The sequence below is a fragment of the Spirulina sp. CS-785/01 genome, assembly GCF_028330525.1.
Classification (GTDB): Bacteria; Cyanobacteriota; Cyanobacteriia; order Cyanobacteriales; family Spirulinaceae; genus JAQMSD01.
The window spans coordinates 14,603-34,782 of record NZ_JAQMSD010000055.1 but is presented as its reverse complement, the minus strand read 5'-3'; the positions used below and the strand labels follow the sequence as shown (position 1 = coordinate 34,782).

Sequence of the window (20,180 nt, the reverse complement as noted above, 5' to 3'; positions counted from 1 at the left end):
TTATCAATTATCCATTATCCATTACCCAAATGATACAACTCTCTGGCTGTACTCCTAAACCAATTGCCGCTTATCTTAAAGCAGTGGGCGTTTTGCGGGTTTTAAATAACCAGCGAGACTCCACCATTACCGGATGTTGGCAAAAAGATGTTTTTTGTTTAGAGACTGATCTCACTCCCGATAGTCTCACGCATGAGAGTCTCACGGAGTTTTTCCTGAATGACTATCAACCCACTCCCCTTGTAGCCCCGTGGAATGGGAGTACCGGGTTTTATCCTAAAGATAAAGCCCAAAAGAAACTATTAAACAGCTTTTGTGAGTCCACCGCAGATCGGTTTAACTCCTATAAAAATACAATTACCACGGCTCAAGGGCAAGTTGATGCCCTCGGTTTAGCCAAACAACCGACGGGAGAGGAGAAACAAAAACTCTTGATGCGTCTCCGAAATACTCTCCCAGAAACGGCTTTACCTTGGTTAGAGGCTTGTGCTTTGGTGACGGGAGAGGAAGCCCAATTTCCCCCATTATTGGGGACGGGGGGCAATGATGGCAATTTTGAATTTAGTCGCACCTTTATGCAGCAGTTAGGGGTGGTGTTGGATATTCCCACGGGAAAGCCTACCCCTGACTCGGAAGGCTTACTCAAGGCGGCGTTATTTGCGCTCGTTTTGCCTGATTTAAACTATACCGGGAAAATTGGACAATTTGACCCCATGGCTACAGGGGGGGCGAATGCTGCACCGGGGTTTGATGGGGAGTCGCGGGTTAATCCTTGGGATTTTATCCTGATGTTAGAAGGGGCGATGCTGTTTGTGGCGGGAGCAACGCGACGGTATGAGCAGGATACCTCTGGGGCATTATCTTATCCGTTTACGGTGCGTCCGTCGAATGTGGGCTATGCCAGTGCAGCGATGGGGGATAAGTCACGGGCGGAAATTTGGTTGCCCTTATGGGACAATTTTACCCCGTGGGAGGATTTACAGGGGTTATTTCGAGAAGGGAGAGCCAAGTTTAATCAGCGTATGGTGGTGGATGGGGTGGACTTTGCTTGTGCGATCGCGCAATTAGGCATCACTCGTGGTATTACTGAATTTATCCGCTATAGTTTCCAAGAGCGTAACGGCCTCTCCTACTTTGCTATCCCGTTAGGGCGGTTTACAGTCCAGTCTAACCCCCAAATGGACTTACTCGCGCCCCTCGATGGTTGGTTACGCCGACTGAAAGGGGTTGTTAATGCTGATAATACTCCCGCTTCTCTCAAACAAGCCCACCGTCGTCTCGAAACCGCTATTCTCAAATTAGCAAAAAGCACCGAGAGTCAACGAGGGGAAAGATTACTGGACATATTAATCAGTTTAGGGGAAGTCGAGGCAACGTTAGATCGGGCGTATCGCACCAAAGAAGCCAAAGATAAAGCTCTAAACCCCCTCTCTATGGGCAAAAATAGTTTTAAATGGCTGCAAGAATGCCGCGAAAATAGTCCAGAGTTTCATTTAGCCCTAGGGTTAGCCGGGCAAAACTTACGGGAGCGACTGGTTTGGGTGCGATACAACGAAAAAAGACAACCCTACTGGCTCGATAATGACGACAAACGCACCGTTTGGCGACAAGGCGCAACCTTAGAGCAAAATCTTATTGCTTGGTTAAAACGGTTAGACATTGAAACCCAACAGCAGGAAAAAAACAACGAGAAACCAGAGGAAAACACCCCCACTCCTCCCACCGTCTCTCTCAACTATCTGTATCAGTGGTTAATGGAAGTCGTTGATACTCGCAGAATAGAAGCCCTCGCACGGGGGTTAAGTCTGTTAAACTTGCAAGACTATAAACTTGCCAAAACCTATAAAACCCCCCCCATTCCGGCATCCTACGCCCTCTTAAAACTGGTACATTATCGCCACCTCACCGACAACCATCTCAACTCCCTAGCCCCCAACTTATTCAAGAGTAAACCGTTAACCCTCGCGGCCAAAGCATTACCCCCTGTGCCTGGCCTCATCACCCAGTTAGCCATCGGGAATGAAGCACGGGCTACCCAACTGGCGACGCGACGACTGCAAGCCAGTGGGTTACGGCCATTCACCCAAGAGGGGTTAGTTTCTAACCTTCCTCCTCCTCGGTTAGCGGCTGCGTTAGCTTTTCCTATCGCTGCTGAAGATATCTTACGCTTACTCGCCCAAGTGCAAAAAAATACTCAAAATCAGGACAACAATCAAAATCAGGAGAATGAAAACCATGACAACGCTTAATTTTGACAGTTTAACCGATAAACCCCGTTTACTCATCGAAGCCGACTTACAACCCCTCCAAGGCAAACGCTTTCAACCGACAGGGTTTCCCGACTTAGGGGCGGCTGAGTATAAGTTACCTGATTTGGGGACAAGAATGGTACTGGTAGAGTCGGCGCAAAGTGTGGCCAACCGCCTAGAGTTAACCGCTTGGGATGAGGCTGAGGGTGCTATTGTTGAGCCGTTGACGGGGTTATCTTATGTGGTGGTAGAGGAAGATGGGAAAATGAAAACCAATTCTCTCTTAGAAGCCCATCGGTTAAATTCTAATTACATCCTAGAAAGCAAAGATGACAGCTTTTTAAAGCAACTGAAACAGGAGTTAAAGGTTGCGGATGATACGGCGGTGGACTTCCATCAATTAGCTGTAGTTTTGGCAAAATATGATTTTAATTCCCTGTTACATGGGATATTTTTGGCAAAAAAGGAGTTAGCGGGAGGACGGTTTAAGTTAGCCCGTGCGTTATCGGGTTTTATTGAAGCGGCAAATGTGGAAACGGTGGCCTCTGGTGGGGTGAAAAATGACCGAGTTGATCCCCAAGGGGATACCAAGTCAGGGGGCGGAAATGTTCCCTTTCATCGTGAGGAATATGTGGCGGAAAAAATTACGGCTTATTTTAGTCTTGATCTGGCACAAATACGCGGGTATCGCTTAGGAAAAGCGGTGGAAGATTTACTCATTGCTTTGGCGTTGTGGAAGATTCGACACTTTTTAGAATATGGGTTGCGACTGCGCACGGCTTGTGATTTGAAGTGTCAAGAAATCAAGGTACAACGTCCGGATGGGTGGGCTTTACCTTCTTTAACAGAACTCGATAGTTCTTTACCAGATTTAATTAATTCTGTCAAGAATGAGGGTGTTTTTGCTGACCCTGCTGTTACAGTAGTGAATTATGTTGATCCGAAGAATAAAAGTTAATTTTTAGGGTTTAGGGAAGTTTCTCATTGAACCTTGGGTTAAAACCCAAGGCTCAAAGGGAAAACCTGTTAAAACAGGTTGAGAAAATACAGAAAAAGATGATGATAAAATTAAGTAATGGAAATATCTCGCTTTATCACTTCTTATTAAACAGAATCATCCGAATTTCATATTAGTTTTAAGCTGATGACTGACGGCTGATAGCTGAATGCTTACCAACAAACAACCAATCACCAAAAACAATGATTACTCTTTCCTGTAAATTCCTCGCAGGCCGCTATCATGCTACCCCTTGGACTCATCAAGTCAATGAAGGGGTTGTGGAATGGCCGCCCTCACCTTGGCGCATTTTACGGGCGTTAGTATCGGCTTATTATCGCTTACCGGAAACGCCAGACCGCAGGGTATTATTAAGTTTACTGAGCCAATTAAGCAACAATTTACCCCATTATTCTTTACCCAATTATACGGAGGCTCACACCCGTCACTATATGCCCATTCGTCGGGAAGGGAAGAATAAAACAACTCGTGTTTTAGATACCTTTTATGTGATTCATAAAGATGACTCTCTGATGGTGTGGTGGCCGGATGTAACGTTGGCGAAACCGGAGAGGGGATTATTGGAAGAACTTTGTGGCGCGATCGCCTATTTAGGCAGGGCCGAATCTTGGGTAGAAATCACCGTAAAGGATGAAAAACCTGAGTTGATCACGGCTTTTCCCATGACTGAGGAGTTAGAAGACAACCCCCAAGATATTCTAGACACCCTCAATGTTTTAGTCCCTCTTGATGAAGCCAGGTTAACCCAGTTACAGGATACTTTAGGGATGCTGCCTAAACCTAAGAAAAAGCGGGGGAAAAAGTCTTGGACGATTCCGAGGGACATTGTAGAGGTGTTAGAGTTGGATATTGGCGACTTACACGCTCAAGGGTGGAATGGTATCCCTGGGGGGCGTTGGGTGCGGTATGGGGTGCAGGAGACTTCCCTGAAGCCCGAAAAACCCTCTGAAGGTGCTTTATTATTGCCTAATTTTGCTCGGTTTCGCTTGGTGAGTGAGACGGTGAAAGCCTCGGTATTGCCGCCTTTAACCCAAGCTATTGCCATTGGCGATCGCCTCCATAAAACCTTAAACAAAATTTCCGACGGATTGCCTGTCTTTTCTGGAAAGGATCAAGACGGAAACCGCCTACAAGGCCATCAACACGCCTTTTTCTTACCCGAAGATGCCGATGGGGATGGCAAGATTGATCATATTTTAGTGTGGGCGAAAGAGGGCTTTAACCCCGATGCGGTGCAAGCCCTGGCGAAAGTCCGCAAAATCTACGGAGGTGGCATTTCTGGCTATCAGTTGGTTTTATTAGCGGTGGGGCGTTTAGAGGAACAACCGTCGATTTCTTCTTTAACCTATTGCCCTGCAAAGAAATCTCAGGATCAGGAGAAAAGTTACTATTGGCGATCGCTCACTCCCTTGATTTTTCCCCGCTATCCCCACAAGAAAAACGGCCGCTATCAGCGAGAGGAGGAGGTACAACGGCTTTTAGGGGAGATGGGGTTTCCCGACTGTCAGTCGGTGGAGTTATTGCCTAAACAGAGCAAGTTTGGGGTAAAAGAGCAGTTTTATGGTTCAAAGTTTTGGCGAAACCGTCTCCACGGGAAAGGGTCACGGGGGCCGATGCAGGGGTATGGGTTTAAACTGGTGTTTAAGGAGGAAGTTAAGGGGCCGATCGCGCTGGGATATGGAGCGCATTTTGGCTTGGGGGTGTTTCGTCCAGAATAGTGCGATTTGCGCGACGGGGTGGCTGTTTAGGAAGTAAGTTGTGCAAATTAGGGGGAAAGGCTGATGAGGTCTAGATTTGAGGCGTTACGGGAAGATTGGAGTGTCGCGCATTCCCTAGAAGCCTTACAAATTATGAGTTTGAGGGGTTTTCTTGAGGAGTCAATTTTGGTACAATTAAACGGTATAGCGCATTTTGATCGAGTGTCGCGCAACTGCACCTTGAAAATTCAATATGACAAGGGTTGTGGAGTCCCGCTGTTTAAATCTGCTCCTTGAGAGCAGCCCCATTGAAGCTAATACCCAGAAAATGTAAACAAACAAAAGGTAGAGTTTAAATCTGCTCCTTGAGAGCAGCCCCATTGAAGCCGCGTTTAACCCTAGTTATATCAATTGGCAACAACGTTTAAATCTGCTCCTTGAGAGCAGCCCCATTGAAGCCTTCAAGTGGGAGATTGAACCAGTCGGGTGTTTCGTTTAAATCTGCTCCTTGAGAGCAGCCCCATTGAAGCGGAAACACCGGGTCTAACATTGCCTCATATGAGGCAATGTTTAAATCTGCTCCTTGAGAGCAGCCCCATTGAAGCACGTCGGGGTACGGCGATCGCCCCCGCCCCTGCGGTTTAAATCTGCTCCTTGAGAGCAGCCCCATTGAAGCCCGAATATTCTACGCTGTACTGGCCTTCCACGCGAACCGAGTTTAAATCTGCTCCTTGAGAGCAGCCCCATTGAAGCCATCCACTCCGTTGCCTTAGTTCCGCCAACGAAAGGTTTAAATCTGCTCCTTGAGAGCAGCCCCATTGAAGCGAATATTCGGGACGTGGAGACGAAAATTTGCGGATACAAAAAGTTTAAATCTGCTCCTTGAGAGCAGCCCCATTGAAGCCGGTCTGGGTCAGGGGGTCTCCCAGCCCGTCTTTTATGTTTAAATCTGCTCCTTGAGAGCAGCCCCATTGAAGCTGATATCAAGGTGGGCCCCCGTGCCTATTCCAGAGTGTTTAAATCTGCTCCTTGAGAGCAGCCCCATTGAAGCACACCGAACAAAACCAAGACCAAACTTTTCTGGGGTTTAAATCTGCTCCTTGAGAGCAGCCCCATTGAAGCCGCATATATTGCGATCGCTCTGGTATCCCCAAAAAAGTTTAAATCTGCTCCTTGAGAGCAGCCCCATTGAAGCGGAGAAAAGGGGCGGGAGAGGAGCTGGCGAGACGGTTTAAATCTGCTCCTTGAGAGCAGCCCCATTGAAGCTAAAAATCCAGATTTTTTTCTAATCTGTTTAATAGTTTAAATCTGCTCCTTGAGAGCAGCCCCATTGAAGCAAACTTACTGAGTATCAAGAAACCTTGCTAAAGGGTTTAAATCTGCTCCTTGAGAGCAGCCCCATTGAAGCGCAGAATCCCAATTTCAGGGCATCCATATTGTCGAGTTTAAATCTGCTCCTTGAGAGCAGCCCCATTGAAGCCGAAAATTTTTGATATGGCATCAGAATTTATATCCATTGTTTAAATCTGCTCCTTGAGAGCAGCCCCATTGAAGCGAAGATCAGGGTGAGCGAAAAAAGAAAAGCCAAGTTTAAATCTGCTCCTTGAGAGCAGCCCCATTGAAGCATTTATAAATTTCTTCATTAATAATAATATTTTTGTTTAAATCTGCTCCTTGAGAGCAGCCCCATTGAAGCCCCCTAAAAAATTGGGCTGAGTACCGCGATCGCCTTCCCAGCAAGTTTAAATCTGCTCCTTGAGAGCAGCCCCATTGAAGCAGCCTTCTCCACTACCTCTCCGATCGGGATCAGAGTTTAAATCTGCTCCTTGAGAGCAGCCCCATTGAAGCTCTACTACCCCTATTGCGTCAGTTATGGATAGACTGTTTAAATCTGCTCCTTGAGAGCAGCCCCATTGAAGCCTACTTAGGGAGGGGGGCGACTCTGAGGACTGGGGTTTAAATCTGCTCCTTGAGAGCAGCCCCATTGAAGCACGGCTACTCCCACCTACACAGATGAACAAATTAAGGTTTAAATCTGCTCCTTGAGAGCAGCCCCATTGAAGCTACCGGAATGTGAATTAATTGGTGTAAAATTTAGGTTTAAATCTGCTCCTTGAGAGCAGCCCCATTGAAGCAACTCTATACCTGATTCGGCCTCATAAAAATGCCGTTTAAATCTGCTCCTTGAGAGCAGCCCCATTGAAGCACTGTGATAGCAAACTCCTCACGCAAACCTTGGAATGGTTTAAATCTGCTCCTTGAGAGCAGCCCCATTGAAGCAGAACAAATTTGTTTTCCATGTTTATAATCAATTACGTTTAAATCTGCTCCTTGAGAGCAGCCCCATTGAAGCATCGGGAGGATAGCTAGAGAGATCACGAAGTTGCCAACGTTTAAATCTGCTCCTTGAGAGCAGCCCCATTGAAGCTAGCCTCCCCCCAACCACTCCACTCCTCCCTGGCTGTTTAAATCTGCTCCTTGAGAGCAGCCCCATTGAAGCTTAGCCCCAAGTGTTCACCCTAACGGAGGGACGTACCGTTTAAATCTGCTCCTTGAGAGCAGCCCCATTGAAGCTTTATCTCGGCCTTCTTTAAATCCCTCTAATCCTTCGTTTAAATCTGCTCCTTGAGAGCAGCCCCATTGAAGCGTGTAAGCCACTTCGTTAATCCCTGCCAAAGCATTTTCCCGTTTAAATCTGCTCCTTGAGAGCAGCCCCATTGAAGCTTTATCGGAACTTTTGGACGGGCAACAAAACACAGCAGAGTTTAAATCTGCTCCTTGAGAGCAGCCCCATTGAAGCGGGTCACGGAGGAAATCAGAGTTATTGGTACTCCCGTTTAAATCTGCTCCTTGAGAGCAGCCCCATTGAAGCCACCGCTTTCTCGCTTGGAGTAGTGCCGCTAATTGTTTAAATCTGCTCCTTGAGAGCAGCCCCATTGAAGCGAGGTGGCCTGCGTTCGCTTAGTAAAACCCAAAAAGTTTAAATCTGCTCCTTGAGAGCAGCCCCATTGAAGCCCACACCACTTGGATAGGGGGATACTCGGAATATTGTTTAAATCTGCTCCTTGAGAGCAGCCCCATTGAAGCGTGACCTGCTGGGGGGAGGGATTGATAAGCTGGGGTTTAAATCTGCTCCTTGAGAGCAGCCCCATTGAAGCATCAGTGCCATGCCCAATGTGATAATCCCTGCCAGTGGGGTTTAAATCTGCTCCTTGAGAGCAGCCCCATTGAAGCAAGCAAGCAAGCAAGGAAGCGACCTTAAACGACCTTAATGTTCCTCCTTCCTTAAATAATTCACCCATTTAGCCGCTAACTCTACTTGGGTGAAAGGAATTTCTATACTACCTTGAGAGGGACGACAGAATTCTATAACAGGGGTTCCTTTTGAGGGAGGATTGTCTAATGAGACCGTTTCACCATTGACTCGTAGGTTAATTTCGGTGACATTTTCTAGGGAAAAACTTTGTAGGTCTTTTGGACCATTGCGGGTGGGTTTTCCCCAAGTGATCTCTTTTCCTTTAATTCCTAAGACTGCGTAAATATCGTATTTCGCATTATCGAAGGATTCGGCCCAAACTCGATAATTTTCGACTTTCTGATATTCATTCCATCCAGCCCATGCTAACCAGACAAAACCGATTAGTAAGGGCAACCATATTAAACCACGTTCCATTTATTCAATTAACAATTAGGAATTAACAATTAGTAATTAGAATGAGTCATTAGCAATTAACTAGGACTACTATATACTATTTTATCCTGCCGAGAGGGATTTACCAAGGGAGTTTTGACCCATCCCAAGAGAAAAATTGACCACTCTCCGTTTCTGTTACTGTATCAATAATATTTAGGAGTTGGGTGACGGTGCGATCGCAAGTAAACAACTTCTCTGGGGGGACATTCCGTTGGAAAGGCTGAGAGAGGGCTGTATCGGTCGTTCCGGGGTGCAGTTGTATAATGATAGTCTGGGGACTCTTGCGACGGTATTCAATGGCCACAGTCCGCATAAACATATTTAACGCTGCTTTCGAGGCCCGATACCCATACCACCCCCCAATATAATTATCCTCAATACTGCCAATTTTAGCCGAAATACTAGCAAAAACATTCCGTTCTTTATGTTGCAACAAAGGGAGTAAATGTTTCGCCAATAAAACCCCTCCAATACTATTCACTTGAAAATATTGAATTAAATGATCTGAATTTAATTGTCGTAAACTTTTCTCCGGTTGTAACTCTCCCCCATGCAGTAACCCCACACAATTAATCACGAAATGTAATTGCTTAATGTCTTGTTGTATTCCCTTCACAACTTGAGCAATATTATCTTCATCCGTGATATCTAACTGTAATAACTGTAAACGCTGATTAGACTGCTGTGCAAGAATTTTTAGGTCTTCTGCTGACTCCGGACGACGATACGTTGCATAAATCCGCGTAATATTGTCTCGTTGGAGTAAATGCTGCACAAAAGCAAATCCAATTCCCCCATTTCCTCCAAGAATTAAAGCATTTTTCATTGTTCCTTCTGAAAATAAATAAGATAATCAATACGCTATTCTATTAATTTAAACTAAGAAAATTCAATTTGCTCAATTAATTCATTTTAAAATTAAAATGCTGATCTAAACAATGAGTAATCGTTGTAATGGCTAATTTTTCGGGATTTTGAATTTTAGTAATTTTAACAATATTTGTATCTTTAATTTTCCTAATCTTATAAAATAATATTTTTAAAATAGCTTCTGCTTTTTTAGCATTGCTTTGAGTATAATCAATTAAATGTAAAAAGGCTTCTTTAACAGAGGAACTACTAATGTTACCATTATAATCTAAAGTGTAAGGATAAGGCTGTTCTAAAGAGCGAGTTAACCAACCACTTTCAGCCATTGCAGGGAGTCCTAAGTCTCGCAGAGTAGGAGTGATATACTGGGTGTCTATTGTCCGTCCAGAAAATCCCCCTTTCATCTGTGTTTGATGATAACGGATATCTTGATCAGGATAAAGGGTTTTATGAACTAAGAGAGTAACTAAAACGGTATATACTCCCTTTTTTTTAAAACAATTATTGGCAATTATTTCAAGGTAATTGATATACTGATCAGGAATTTGAGAAGAAAGATTATCAATAGATTGTGAATTCTTGTAAATTTGTAGCAATTTTTCTTTATGATTCATAACTAATCCCGGAATGAGAAGTTGTACAGGAGAGGAGTCTTGCTGTTGCTTTTCTAAAGGGTTCTCTAAATTATTAGTAAAGATTTGTTGTTGAATTTGTATCCCTAATTCATATACCATAGGGACGCATACAGAATTTCCTACTTGTTTATAACATTCTCCTAGATTAGGATGTCTTTTAAAATTTTCAGGAAATCCCATAATTTTATAACATTCTTGAATGGTTAACTTGCGAACCGCATTTTCTTCAGGAATATAAATAAAAAAACGTCCTGATGTTTCCTGAGAGGGAATGGTGGGATGTAACCCATCAATCGAATAAATACGGTTAGGTTGACGATGAACCCTTGATAAATGTTCAGTATTCGGTCTAACTCCTTTTTTCCAAATACTTTTATTACTGCGATATCCCACAAAAATTAAACCAGATTTCTGCTGTTTTGGGTTTTCAATTAAAGTATAATCTTTACTGTCTAAATATTCAAAATTTCCTGATTGGCAGAGAAATTTTTTCAAGGGGTGGTAAGTGTGACGGGGGTTCAATCTATCAAAATCAAACTTTTTATCTTTTGTCGCAATAATCACAACTCTTTCTCGATTTTGGGGAACTCCAAAATCTTTAGCATTCACGAGTTTATAACTAACCTGATACCCCAAATCTTCTAGAGAATACAGAATAACATCTAATGTCCTACCCTTATCTTGATGTAATAAATATTTTACATTTTCTAATAAAACAACTTTAGGTTGTTTATATTCAATCAGTTCACAAATATAAAAGAATAATGTACCCCGCGTATCTTGAAACCCTTGACGCTTTCCACAAATGCTAAAGGGTTGACAAGGAAACCCTGCGGTTAAAACATCAAAATCTGGTATGTTGTGTAAATTAATTTTCGTGATATCACCATCGGGATATTCACCAAAATTTTGATAATAGACCTCTTGACAAGCAGGATTAATTTCACAAGAATAGACACATTGATATCCTGCTTGTTCTAGTCCTAAGCGAAATCCCCCAATTCCAGAGAATAAATCAACAAACTTTAATGGAGATAAAGTTAAGGGGGATGGTTGATCAACTTTTCTAGTTTCAGAAGAATAGGTTTGAGGTTGGGGGAACACAGTTTTCATAAACAACGTAGAACCAATTATGAACTCAGAATTTTCCTAAACCTGAATAGCCTAATTGATTGCGCTCAGGGGGAATAGTCAATGATACTGTACAATAAGCCGGAATTGCGACTCAATGAACCCCTCTCCCTATGTCCTCTGTATCTAGACTGGTTCATCCGCCCTCAAAACCTCGTTTCAAACTCTAACACAGCACGACTATCCCCGCGAAAATCCGTCGAACCGCGTACAGTAAACTGATCATTAATACGATAACGCACATTAAAACGAGTAGGTTGCTCCGGGGGTGTAATATACTGTAACGCAGACACCGAAACGCGATCGCCAAAATCCTTCCCAACCTCCATCGCAACCCCTAACGTCCCCGTCCGTCCCTCCTCCTCATCAATCACCTCAGCCGGGAAAATAGCAAAAGAACTCAACCCAAACGCCTCACTAATCGCATATTGTACATCACTCAACAACGCATTACTCGCCAAATTCGCCAACCCCCCCACCAAGGCCGTATTATCCCCCCCGGCCACCGCATTAATAAACCCACCCCCCATCAAAGCAATAATCTCCGTCTCACTGCGAGAGGGGGTACTCTCCAACTGTAGCACCTGTCGCGCTTGTACGCCCGTTTGCGGGTTATTGAGACTAGCAATTAACTCCGAGGCCGTCCCCTCCATAATAGCCTCCACCCGAATGGTTTGCACCGTCCCCACATCCATGGCCGTGGTACTCACTTCAGAATTTATCGCATTAGTCATCACCGGAGACCGACTGGCCTCCAACACATTCCCAACTAAGCGAATATCTAACTCCGGGTCCAAGTCTCGACGGGGGACAAACCGGGCCACATTATCATAATTACTATCAAGACGGAGGGTAGTGGTAAATAAGTCCACATATCCCCGTTTTAACGCGATATCCCCCACCACTTGGGGACTATCTAAAGTCCCATTCACCGTTAACTCTCCGTTGGCGAGAAATTCTAACAGAGGTCGTTGGGAAATAGCGAATTTTTCCCCCAACTGGACAATTAAATTATTAAACGACACCCGACTGGTGAGGTCTTCCTCTCCTTCTCCTGATGTTAAATTATTAGCCGTTGCAGTCCCTCCCAACTCCAACCGACCTTGGTTAACCTCCACATTCCCCGATATTTCCGGTTCTAAGGCAGCCCCAGCAATGATAATATTGCCCTCAACCTCCCCATTGAGTAACCCTTTTAAATTTAACGCTAATTTTTCTAAACTCACCGTCAGAGGGGTGTCTTGGGGTTGGGGGATGGTAGTGGGTAAAACTCCCGTAACCACAATATCTCCTCCCCCATATTGACCCGTTAATTCTTCCACCTCAATGCGGTCAAAATTAAACTGGACTTCCCCATTTAAGTCCGTCACTGCATTGGGTAAAACTCTCGATGTCACCACCCCATCGGTAAAACTCGCATTTCCTTGGGCCACTAAACTGGTGAGTTGTTGAGTAGAGGGGTTGATAGTCCCCGACACTTCTACATCCACCACCCCTTCTCCCTGTTGCCAGGCTAACTGTTGCCGGGTGAGAATGTTCAGTAAGGCCAACCCGTCATCTTCTAGGTTTGCTTGCAGTTGCAGACTATTATCTTGGGGGGGGGTTGCGTTGGGGAGGGGGAGACGGTAGGGAATGCTACCTGTGAGGGTGAGGGGGGTCCCTTCTTCTGCGAGGATGCTTTTGGCTGAGAAGCTGAGACGGGCGTTATTATAACTAAAGTTACTTTCGGCAGTATTAATAGGGGTATCATTGACACTGGCATCAGTAATGGTGATGCGGCCTCGACTTTGGGGGTTAGTTTGGGTCCCCCCAATGCTGGCGGTGGCGTTGATGCGTCCCCCAAACCCCACCGCAGGAGGGAGAGGGATGAGGTCTTGAAGGGAGGCAATGGGGAATTCCGTAACCTTGAGTTGTCCGGAGAGGTTTTCGGTCCCAAAGGCCCCAGAAACCACTACAGACCCACCTCCTGATTGTAATTCTAAGGGGAGTAGGGTGAGGATGCCTTCTTCTAGGTTAGCAGTGGCGGCCACATTACTGGCTTGAAAGTTCCCCCATTGCCAGTTGTTTCCGGTGAAAGTTAAATCTGCATTGACTCCATCAACTCCTTCACTAAAGGTAGTTGAGATGGCAATTTCGCCGTTAAATTCTCCGGTGAGGTATTGGAGGGAGGGGAGGGGGATGGCTTCTTGTTGTTGGGCTTGCGATCGCGCAACTAAGGTGATAATCTCAGAAAATCGCCGCAAACGGTCTTCAATACTCGCGTCCACTGAAAGTCCCACGGGAATGGTGTTCAAGTCTGCGGCCTGTCCCGTGGGAGACGTTTGCCAAGTGGTGGCCAGTCTTTGAATATCTTGGAGGTCTTTAATTTTAAACGTAGTGAAGACATCCTGAATATCCCCATTATTAATGGCAATCTTACCCTGGAGGCGGGGGTCAGTGAAGGTGTTAGTCAGACGACCCGTAATTTGATATTGGGTTTCCCCCCGTTGTAAGTTCCCTTCGTCTAGGGTGATGGTGTCATTTTGGACGAGAAAATGACCATTAAATTGGTCCCCTTGTAAGAGGCCAAAAACAGGTTGAGTAATATTAATACGTCCCTCTGTTGCCAAGGTATTGAGGTTTAATACTGCATTCCCCGAAACCATTCCCTGTACGGGTTGGGCCGCAATAACCGGAGGGAGTTGTTGTAACGGGACAATTGATTTAATAATCGGGAGAGGAAAATTATTAAATGTTCCGACAAGTTCCCTCCCCTCTCGGTCCCCCGTAGCCGTAAATTCATCTAATTTTACCTCAAAAGCCGTCGGCAGATAGTCCCCATCTAACCTTAATTCTAAGCGGTCTGTATCCCCACTTAACGCCACTATTCCCCCATTACTATCCAATTGTACCTCTCCCGTTAATCGGGGGTCTAAAACCAACTGATTGGCGGCCACATTGGCTAAAATAACATGACCTGTAAGCGAGGGATTAGGAATTGTTCCTTGAACCGTCCCCTGAAAACTCCCCTCTCCTCTGAGGTTTAAAGGAGATAAGTCCACCGGGAGAGAGACATATTGTTCAAGTTCTTGTTGCAGGGTAGCGAAATTGATATTATTAACATCGAGATTGAGATCAAAAAGGGCGATTCCCTCCACCACATCCCCCGTCAACAACCGCTCCACATCAATCTCCACCTCCCCCGATGCTTGCAACTGGTTTCCTCCATCAACCTGAGATAAACTCAACCGTTGACCATCCCAAGCAAACCCCGCATCCACCGGACGAGTAATCACCGAAACCCCTTCACTCAGGGTAACATTCCCCTCCGCCGTTACATCACGGGGACTAAAATTAATTAAATTGGCTGCAACTTGCACATCTCCCCCTAAACTCCCCCGCAACCTGGAAGAAAACCGCCCCAACTGTACCCCCTGGGGAGTAAGATTAGCCGAAAGCGTGCCATTGGCCAACTCAACCCCCGTCACAGTCACCCTTCCCCCCGCTAACTGTAAATCCCCCGACCCCGAAGCACGAATCGCGCCAATTGTCAAATTATTCACCCGGCCTGCCACCTGAAACTGTCCCCCGGCCACTCCTTGTAACTGAGGAGGGACTTGGGGGGTAAGGGTATGGGGTTGTAACCCTTGGGCCGTTAAATTAGCTTGCCACTTGCCATTTTCGAGAGAAAAATCCCCTTGGGCCGTCCCCCGCGCCAAATTCGTCACCCGTCCTGAGCCGTTAACTTGCAGCGTGTTAAGATAATCTTGAGGACTCGTACCAGGTTGCTCCCATAACGCCGAAGTCAAGGCCACCTGCACCTCTCCCGACGCTTCCCCCAGAGACCCCCGATTAATCGGTAAACTGGCGGGTAAACTCACCAACTGAGACAACTGCCCCAACCCTAAACTATTCGCACTCAGCCGCGCTGTCAACTGGTCTCCCTGCCATTGCACCTCCCTTGCAGCAACCGTCCCTCCTGCAACCCCCACCGAGAGAAACCCCGACCCCTGCACCATTTCAGGCATAAACCCCGCCAAACGTCCCGTTAGGTCAAAATTGCCATTCAACGCCCCCAACGGCGGCATAGAGACATTTTCTGGGGCAAATGCGGGGACAATTCGCCCCACCTGCACCCCCGACGACCGGAGAGAGACGCTTAACTGACGGTCTTCCCCCAACTGTAACTCATTAAACCGCACCATCCCCCCGGCCACATTAATAAACCCATTCCCGGACACCGTAACTGTATCGGGGCTAAAATTCTCCAAAGACCCCCTTAATGCTAAAGTAGCGGTAGCCGTCCCCACTTCCCCCCTCACTGCTGCGGGTAACTCCAGAAACTGAGAGATATTCACCTCAGAGGCTTGCACTGTTCCCTGCCATATCCCATTATTAACTTGAATCTCCCTAGCAGTGAGACTCCCTCCCCCCAACACCGTATTACTGGACACCGTAGCTTGTAAATTTTGCCAATTTTGTAGGGGAATGACGGCTTTAGCTTGGGCTTCGATAGTATTTAAGTTAACGGGTAATGTCACGTCGTAGAGACTCGCTAACCCTTGACTGGGGACATTTTCTGCGGTGGCCGTCACCAAGGCCGTTTGTTGGTCATTTAAAACTAAACGTCCTTCTCCTCGGACTGTTCCCCCTATACTAGGAGTCGCAGTTACTTGGTCAACCGCTAAAATTTGTTGACGGACTTGATAACTAAAGTCTGCGGCCAGAGAGTCTAGGGGGACTTCATCTAATTTAAATGTGGTCGCAGTTTTATTGAGACGACCGCGAATGATAGGGTTTGTTAATTGTCCTGTAATGTCTGCTGCAACTTCAATTTCTCCTGAGACGGGAATATTTTGGGAGTCCAACTCAAAGGTCGTCAAAATAGTCTCAATATTTACTGGGAGAATATTCAGAGAGACTGCAAACCCCGACTCAACCCCAATATCTCCCCTTGCAACTGCGGTAATATTCCCTAACTGTCCCCGAATATTATCCAAGGTGGCTACATTATCAGCAAGTTGAAATGTTCCCTCTTGGACTCGGATGTTGTTGGGGACATTATCCACATCCACTTCGACCTTTTGAACTTGGGCCACTCCTGTGACTTGGGGCCAAGTTTCTTGGGTGAGGGGGTTGCCCTCTAGTTCAATGGTTACATTTCCCCCCACTGTCCCAGAGATAAATTCTAGGGGGACACGGGGGGCCAGTTTTTTGAGTTCGGGTAAGGACAGGTTTTCTGCGGTGACTGCGACTTTTCCCTGTAGGTTGTCTAATTTTTTCTCTGCAAAGGTGACTTCTCCGGTGGCCGTGACTGTTCCTCCCTTGACCAGTTTTGCTTTGAGGTTTTCTAGGAGGATGGTTTCTAGTTTATCGGCAAAGGTAACGGTTGCGCTGGGGATGTTCAGTTGGACGGGTTGTTTAAAGGTTTCGTCTCCGTATCGTCCCATGAGGGTGACGGACCCATCAAACACTCGCAGGGAGTCTAGTTCAATATCAATGGGGAGGGGGTCTTGTTCGGGGGGTTGGGGGATGGTTATCCAACTCCCGTCGAGACTTTGTTCGATATAGACTTCTGTTCCCACGAGGGAGACGTTCAACCCTAACCGGTTTTGGGTGAGGACGGTGAGGGGGTTAAAGCGGACGGCCACGGTACTTACGGTTGCTTGGTCGGGGTCGTCTTGGGTGGGGGGGAGGTGGGTTTCCCCAAACCGTAACCCGGTGGGGGAGAAACTGAGGAGGTTTCCTAGTTCGACGGGTCGTTGGAGGTTGGTTTCGAGACTTTGTTCGACGGTGGGACGGAGATATTGTTGGATGAGGGCCCAGATTATGATAACACTCCCCCCTGCTGCGATGAGGAGAATGACGGTTAACCAGGCCCACAGTTTACGGTTTCGTCTGGGTTGGGGTTCGTTGGGAGGGTGGGTCATTAAACAGTAAACAGTAAACAGTAAACAGGGAACGGGGAACAGTAAACAGGGAACAGTAAACAGGGAACAGGGAACAGGGAACAGTAAACGGGGAACAGGGAACGGGGAACAGTAAACAGTAAACAGTAAACAGGGAACAGTAAACAGTTGGTTATTAGCAACCAACAACTAACAACTAACAACTAATAACTAACAACTAATTACTGATAAGACCAGACTCGCACTGTATCATCACTACTCCCACTGACTAACATTAAATTGGCCTCACTTCCGTGTTGGTCTTGACTGAAGGCCACAGAAACCACCGCAGCAGAGTGGCCATGGAGGGTGTTTAAGAGATGACCACTTTGGGAGTCCCACAGTTTAATGGTACTATCCCAACTGCCACTCGCCAGAGTCCGACCGTTGGGACTAAAAGCAATGGCATAAACCGAGCCATGATGGTCTGATAAACTGGTGATGCTTCTCTTAGTAGTAGTGTCCCAGAGGCTAATCGTATTATCATCACTGCCACTGGCCAAGCGTTTCCCGTCGGGACTGAAGGCCAAAGCATTTATTGTCCCATGATGACCTCTCAGGGTGTGGATGTTGTTCCCGGTTTCTAGGTCCCAGAGTTTGATGGTTTTATCATCACTCCCACTGGCTAAGAGTTTACCATCGGGACTGATAGCGACACATTTAACTCCTGTAAACCAGTCGGAATGACCCGTTAAGGTTCGCTTAACGACCGAACTTTGCAGTTCCCAGAGTTTAATACTTTTATCGTCACTCCCACTCATCAATAGTTTACCATCGGGACTGAAGACTAGGGACTTCACGGATCCGGAATGGCCGTTCAGGGTGGCGATGGGTTGACCTGTGGAGAGTTGCCAGAGTTTAATGGTTTTATCGTCCCCTCCACTGGCTAAAAATTGCCCGTTGGGACTGATGGCCAGGGTTTTCACACTGACTAACCCCCCGGAACTTTTATGTCCCAAGGTGCGAATCTCTTGCCCGGTGGCCAGTTGCCAGAGTTTAATGGTATTATCATCGCTACCACTGGCGAAGATGTCCCCGGAACGCGCTACGGAGAGGGAGTTGACTCCTTTACTATGACCGGTCAGCAGGTGAATGCAATGCCAGCGAGAGGGGTCAATGGTCTCGATGTCAAGTACCTCTAGGGGGATAATTTCTCCGGCTTCGAGGACGTTGTTTAAGGCGGGGGAGGGGGTCAAAGCGGCGGTTTCTGGGGGTTGGGAGAATTGCGCGATCGCTTCTCGGAGTTCGGCTAACTGGGCTTCCGTTTGCGGGGTCACGTTTTCAATGGTGGCTCGCAGTTGGTTCACTTGTTCTTGTAAGGGGTCGAGTAAGGCTTGGGTCTGGGTGTTTAGGGTGTCTCGATATTGGTTGAGGAGGTCTTGTATCTTGGCCTGTTGCGGGGTGGAGTCGGGGTTGAGGGTGTTTATTTTTTGTTCAATTTCTTGAATTCGTTGCTCTAGGGGGTTGACAAAATCTTTAAGTTGTACTAAAGAGGTTTGAACGGCTTGGAGTTGCTGTTGGGTTTCCGGGTTTACCTGATGGGCTAAGGCTTCGAGTTGGCCGAGATGGTCTTTAATGCGGGCAAAAAACTGGTCAATTTTTTGGAAGGCGGCTTCAGTGTTTTCTTGTTGAGATTCTTTGAGTTCCCGCAGTTGTTTTTGGGTGTTGTCTTCGACGTGGGTGACTTGTTCTTTAAACTGCTCAACTTGGAGTTTCAGGGGGTTGATCAGTTTGTAGAGTTGGGCGAAGGATTCTTTTTGACTGTGGAGATTATCTTGCGATCGCGCCTTAACCTCCTGCAAACTATCCTCCAACTGAACCAATTGGTCCTCAAGGGGGTCCACCAACCGCTTTAAATTAGTAATACTATTATTCCCCTGCTGTTGTTGCAGTCGGTGCAACCGTTGGCGGTTATCCATATTTAACCCCAAAGTCAGGGTTAGCGGCACCGCCGTATAGAGGACTTGTTGGGTTAAAGCAGTGGTAAATATCCCAACTGCCGAACCCCCCAAAGCAACATATTCAGCAAGCTCAAGCCAGTAACGTCGGGTCATAGTCCTTTGTGAGTCTCTCTCTTTGCCTAATTATGATAGATTTTAGAATCTCTTGTGAGTGGTGGATCAGAATCCGCAATGAACACCTAGGGGAATTTTAACGGGTCCCCATTGGTCACACCCCTTCCTGATTGTCACAAAAACGTAACAATTGTTACTATTTAAGTGGGGAATCGTCACAATGGATACAGAGCCATTGAAAAACACTCTTTTTAATCGTGGCCCCTCTGAGCCACTGCCCGACAGGACTCTGGTTATCTAGGAACTGACAGGACAGTAGGTGGAGGAAGTCACACCATTAAAAGAAAATTTGAATCACAAACCGCAATTTAAAGCCGGTTAGCAATCTGGAGGGAAAAACATGGAATTATCTTATCGTGGTGTTCGTTACAACCGAGAACCTTTATCCTTAGAGGTTTCTGAAGGCGAACTATTGACCGGGAAATATCGAGGACAACAGTATCATCGTCAGTTTCCCAGACATATCCCTGTGTTGAAGGAAAAACCGACGCTCAAATATCGAGGAGTAGCCTACAAGAGTTGTCCCATTATTCAAACCGAAGCGACACTCCAAACTCAACTAGCTGCAATTACGGCTTCTGCCAACAAGGTACAATCTAAGAGTCGGTCTTCCGTCGTCCCAACAGCAACCTCCACCCACCTCGACAACCTACGTCAAAATTTAGAACGTCGCTTACAGGTGGCCAAAGAACGAGGAGATGAACAGTTAGTGCGTCTGTTAGAAGAAGAATCGAAACAGTTAGCCCTGTAACTCAAGGATAGAGTTCTCCGGCCCACAAGACAAGGGAACATGGAGAACCTCATCGGTTTCTAGACAACAAGTATTAAGATATGAGAGCGTTACCCAACGCTCTTTTTTTCATGGGTCTTTGAGTCCCTGACGA

The 20,180-nt window shown here is 46.4% G+C and carries 8 protein-coding genes, 1 pseudogene and 1 CRISPR repeat array; of the genes and pseudogenes, 4 read left to right on the top strand and 5 right to left on the bottom strand.

Going from position 1 to position 20,180, the window contains the following annotated elements; genetic code table 11:
* Positions 1 to 29 precede the first annotated feature (29 nt).
* The 3 genes from cas8g1 (at position 30) to csb2 (ending at position 4,985) form a co-directional block, all read left to right on the top strand.
* Complete coding sequence (gene cas8g1 / locus PN462_RS03045; RefSeq protein WP_272126462.1) at positions 30 to 2,249, top strand: type I-G CRISPR-associated protein Cas8g1/Csx17; 2,220 nt, start codon at positions 30 to 32, stop codon at positions 2,247 to 2,249.
* Positions 2,236 to 3,207, top strand: coding sequence for a type I-G CRISPR-associated RAMP protein Csb1/Cas7g (cas7g, locus tag PN462_RS03040; protein WP_272126461.1), 972 nt, complete (start codon positions 2,236 to 2,238; stop codon positions 3,205 to 3,207). Before cas8g1 ends, cas7g begins: the two co-directional genes overlap by 14 nt.
* 242 nt (positions 3,208 to 3,449) lie before the next feature.
* A complete protein-coding gene (csb2, locus tag PN462_RS03035) occupies positions 3,450 to 4,985 on the top strand; it encodes a type I-G CRISPR-associated protein Csb2 (protein WP_272126460.1) in 1,536 nt (511 codons plus the stop codon).
* Between the two features lie 257 nt (positions 4,986 to 5,242).
* A CRISPR array of direct repeats spans positions 5,243 to 8,198; the repeat unit is 37 nt; unit sequence GTTTAAATCTGCTCCTTGAGAGCAGCCCCATTGAAGC.
* 34 nt (positions 8,199 to 8,232) lie between these two features.
* On the opposite strand, the gene PN462_RS03030 is transcribed toward csb2, so the two are convergent.
* The 5 genes and pseudogenes from PN462_RS03030 to PN462_RS03010 all read right to left on the bottom strand — a co-directional run bounded on the left by PN462_RS03030 (position 8,233) and on the right by PN462_RS03010 (position 19,275).
* Positions 8,233 to 8,637: a hypothetical protein gene (locus PN462_RS03030; RefSeq protein ID WP_272126459.1), complete on the bottom strand. Its 405-nt coding sequence runs from the start codon at positions 8,635 to 8,637 to the stop codon at positions 8,233 to 8,235.
* A gap of 100 nt (positions 8,638 to 8,737) precedes the next feature.
* On the bottom strand, positions 8,738 to 9,484 hold the full coding sequence (locus tag PN462_RS03025; protein ID WP_272126457.1) for an SDR family NAD(P)-dependent oxidoreductase: 747 nt from the start codon (positions 9,482 to 9,484) through the stop codon (positions 8,738 to 8,740).
* A gap of 88 nt (positions 9,485 to 9,572) precedes the next feature.
* Positions 9,573 to 11,267 (bottom strand): annotated as a pseudogene (locus PN462_RS03020) (DNA cytosine methyltransferase); the annotation flags it as partial.
* Between the two features lie 173 nt (positions 11,268 to 11,440).
* The gene (locus PN462_RS03015; protein WP_272126455.1) at positions 11,441 to 17,203 is read right to left on the bottom strand and encodes a translocation/assembly module TamB domain-containing protein; all 5,763 of its coding nucleotides are present in this window, start codon (positions 17,201 to 17,203) and stop codon (positions 11,441 to 11,443) included.
* Positions 17,204 to 17,403: 200 nt separating this feature from the next.
* Complete coding sequence (locus tag PN462_RS03010; RefSeq protein WP_272126454.1) at positions 17,404 to 19,275, bottom strand: WD40 repeat domain-containing protein; 1,872 nt, start codon at positions 19,273 to 19,275, stop codon at positions 17,404 to 17,406.
* A gap of 361 nt (positions 19,276 to 19,636) precedes the next feature.
* Between PN462_RS03010 and pirA the strand changes: the two genes are divergently transcribed.
* Complete coding sequence (gene pirA, locus PN462_RS03005) at positions 19,637 to 20,047, top strand: arginine synthesis PII-interacting regulator PirA (RefSeq protein ID WP_272126453.1); 411 nt, start codon at positions 19,637 to 19,639, stop codon at positions 20,045 to 20,047.
* The last annotated feature ends 133 nt before the right edge of the window (positions 20,048 to 20,180 follow it).

Coding starts and splice junctions, on each gene's coding strand:
- cas8g1 (WP_272126462.1), top strand. CDS start 30: ATGATACAACTCTCTGGCTGTACTCCTAAACCAATTGCCGCTTATCTT.
- cas7g (WP_272126461.1), top strand. CDS start 2,236: ATGACAACGCTTAATTTTGACAGTTTAACCGATAAACCCCGTTTACTC.
- csb2 (WP_272126460.1), top strand. CDS start 3,450: ATGATTACTCTTTCCTGTAAATTCCTCGCAGGCCGCTATCATGCTACC.
- PN462_RS03030 (WP_272126459.1), bottom strand. CDS start 8,637: ATGGAACGTGGTTTAATATGGTTGCCCTTACTAATCGGTTTTGTCTGG.
- PN462_RS03025 (WP_272126457.1), bottom strand. CDS start 9,484: ATGAAAAATGCTTTAATTCTTGGAGGAAATGGGGGAATTGGATTTGCT.
- PN462_RS03015 (WP_272126455.1), bottom strand. CDS start 17,203: ATGACCCACCCTCCCAACGAACCCCAACCCAGACGAAACCGTAAACTG.
- PN462_RS03010 (WP_272126454.1), bottom strand. CDS start 19,275: ATGACCCGACGTTACTGGCTTGAGCTTGCTGAATATGTTGCTTTGGGG.
- pirA (WP_272126453.1), top strand. CDS start 19,637: ATGGAATTATCTTATCGTGGTGTTCGTTACAACCGAGAACCTTTATCC.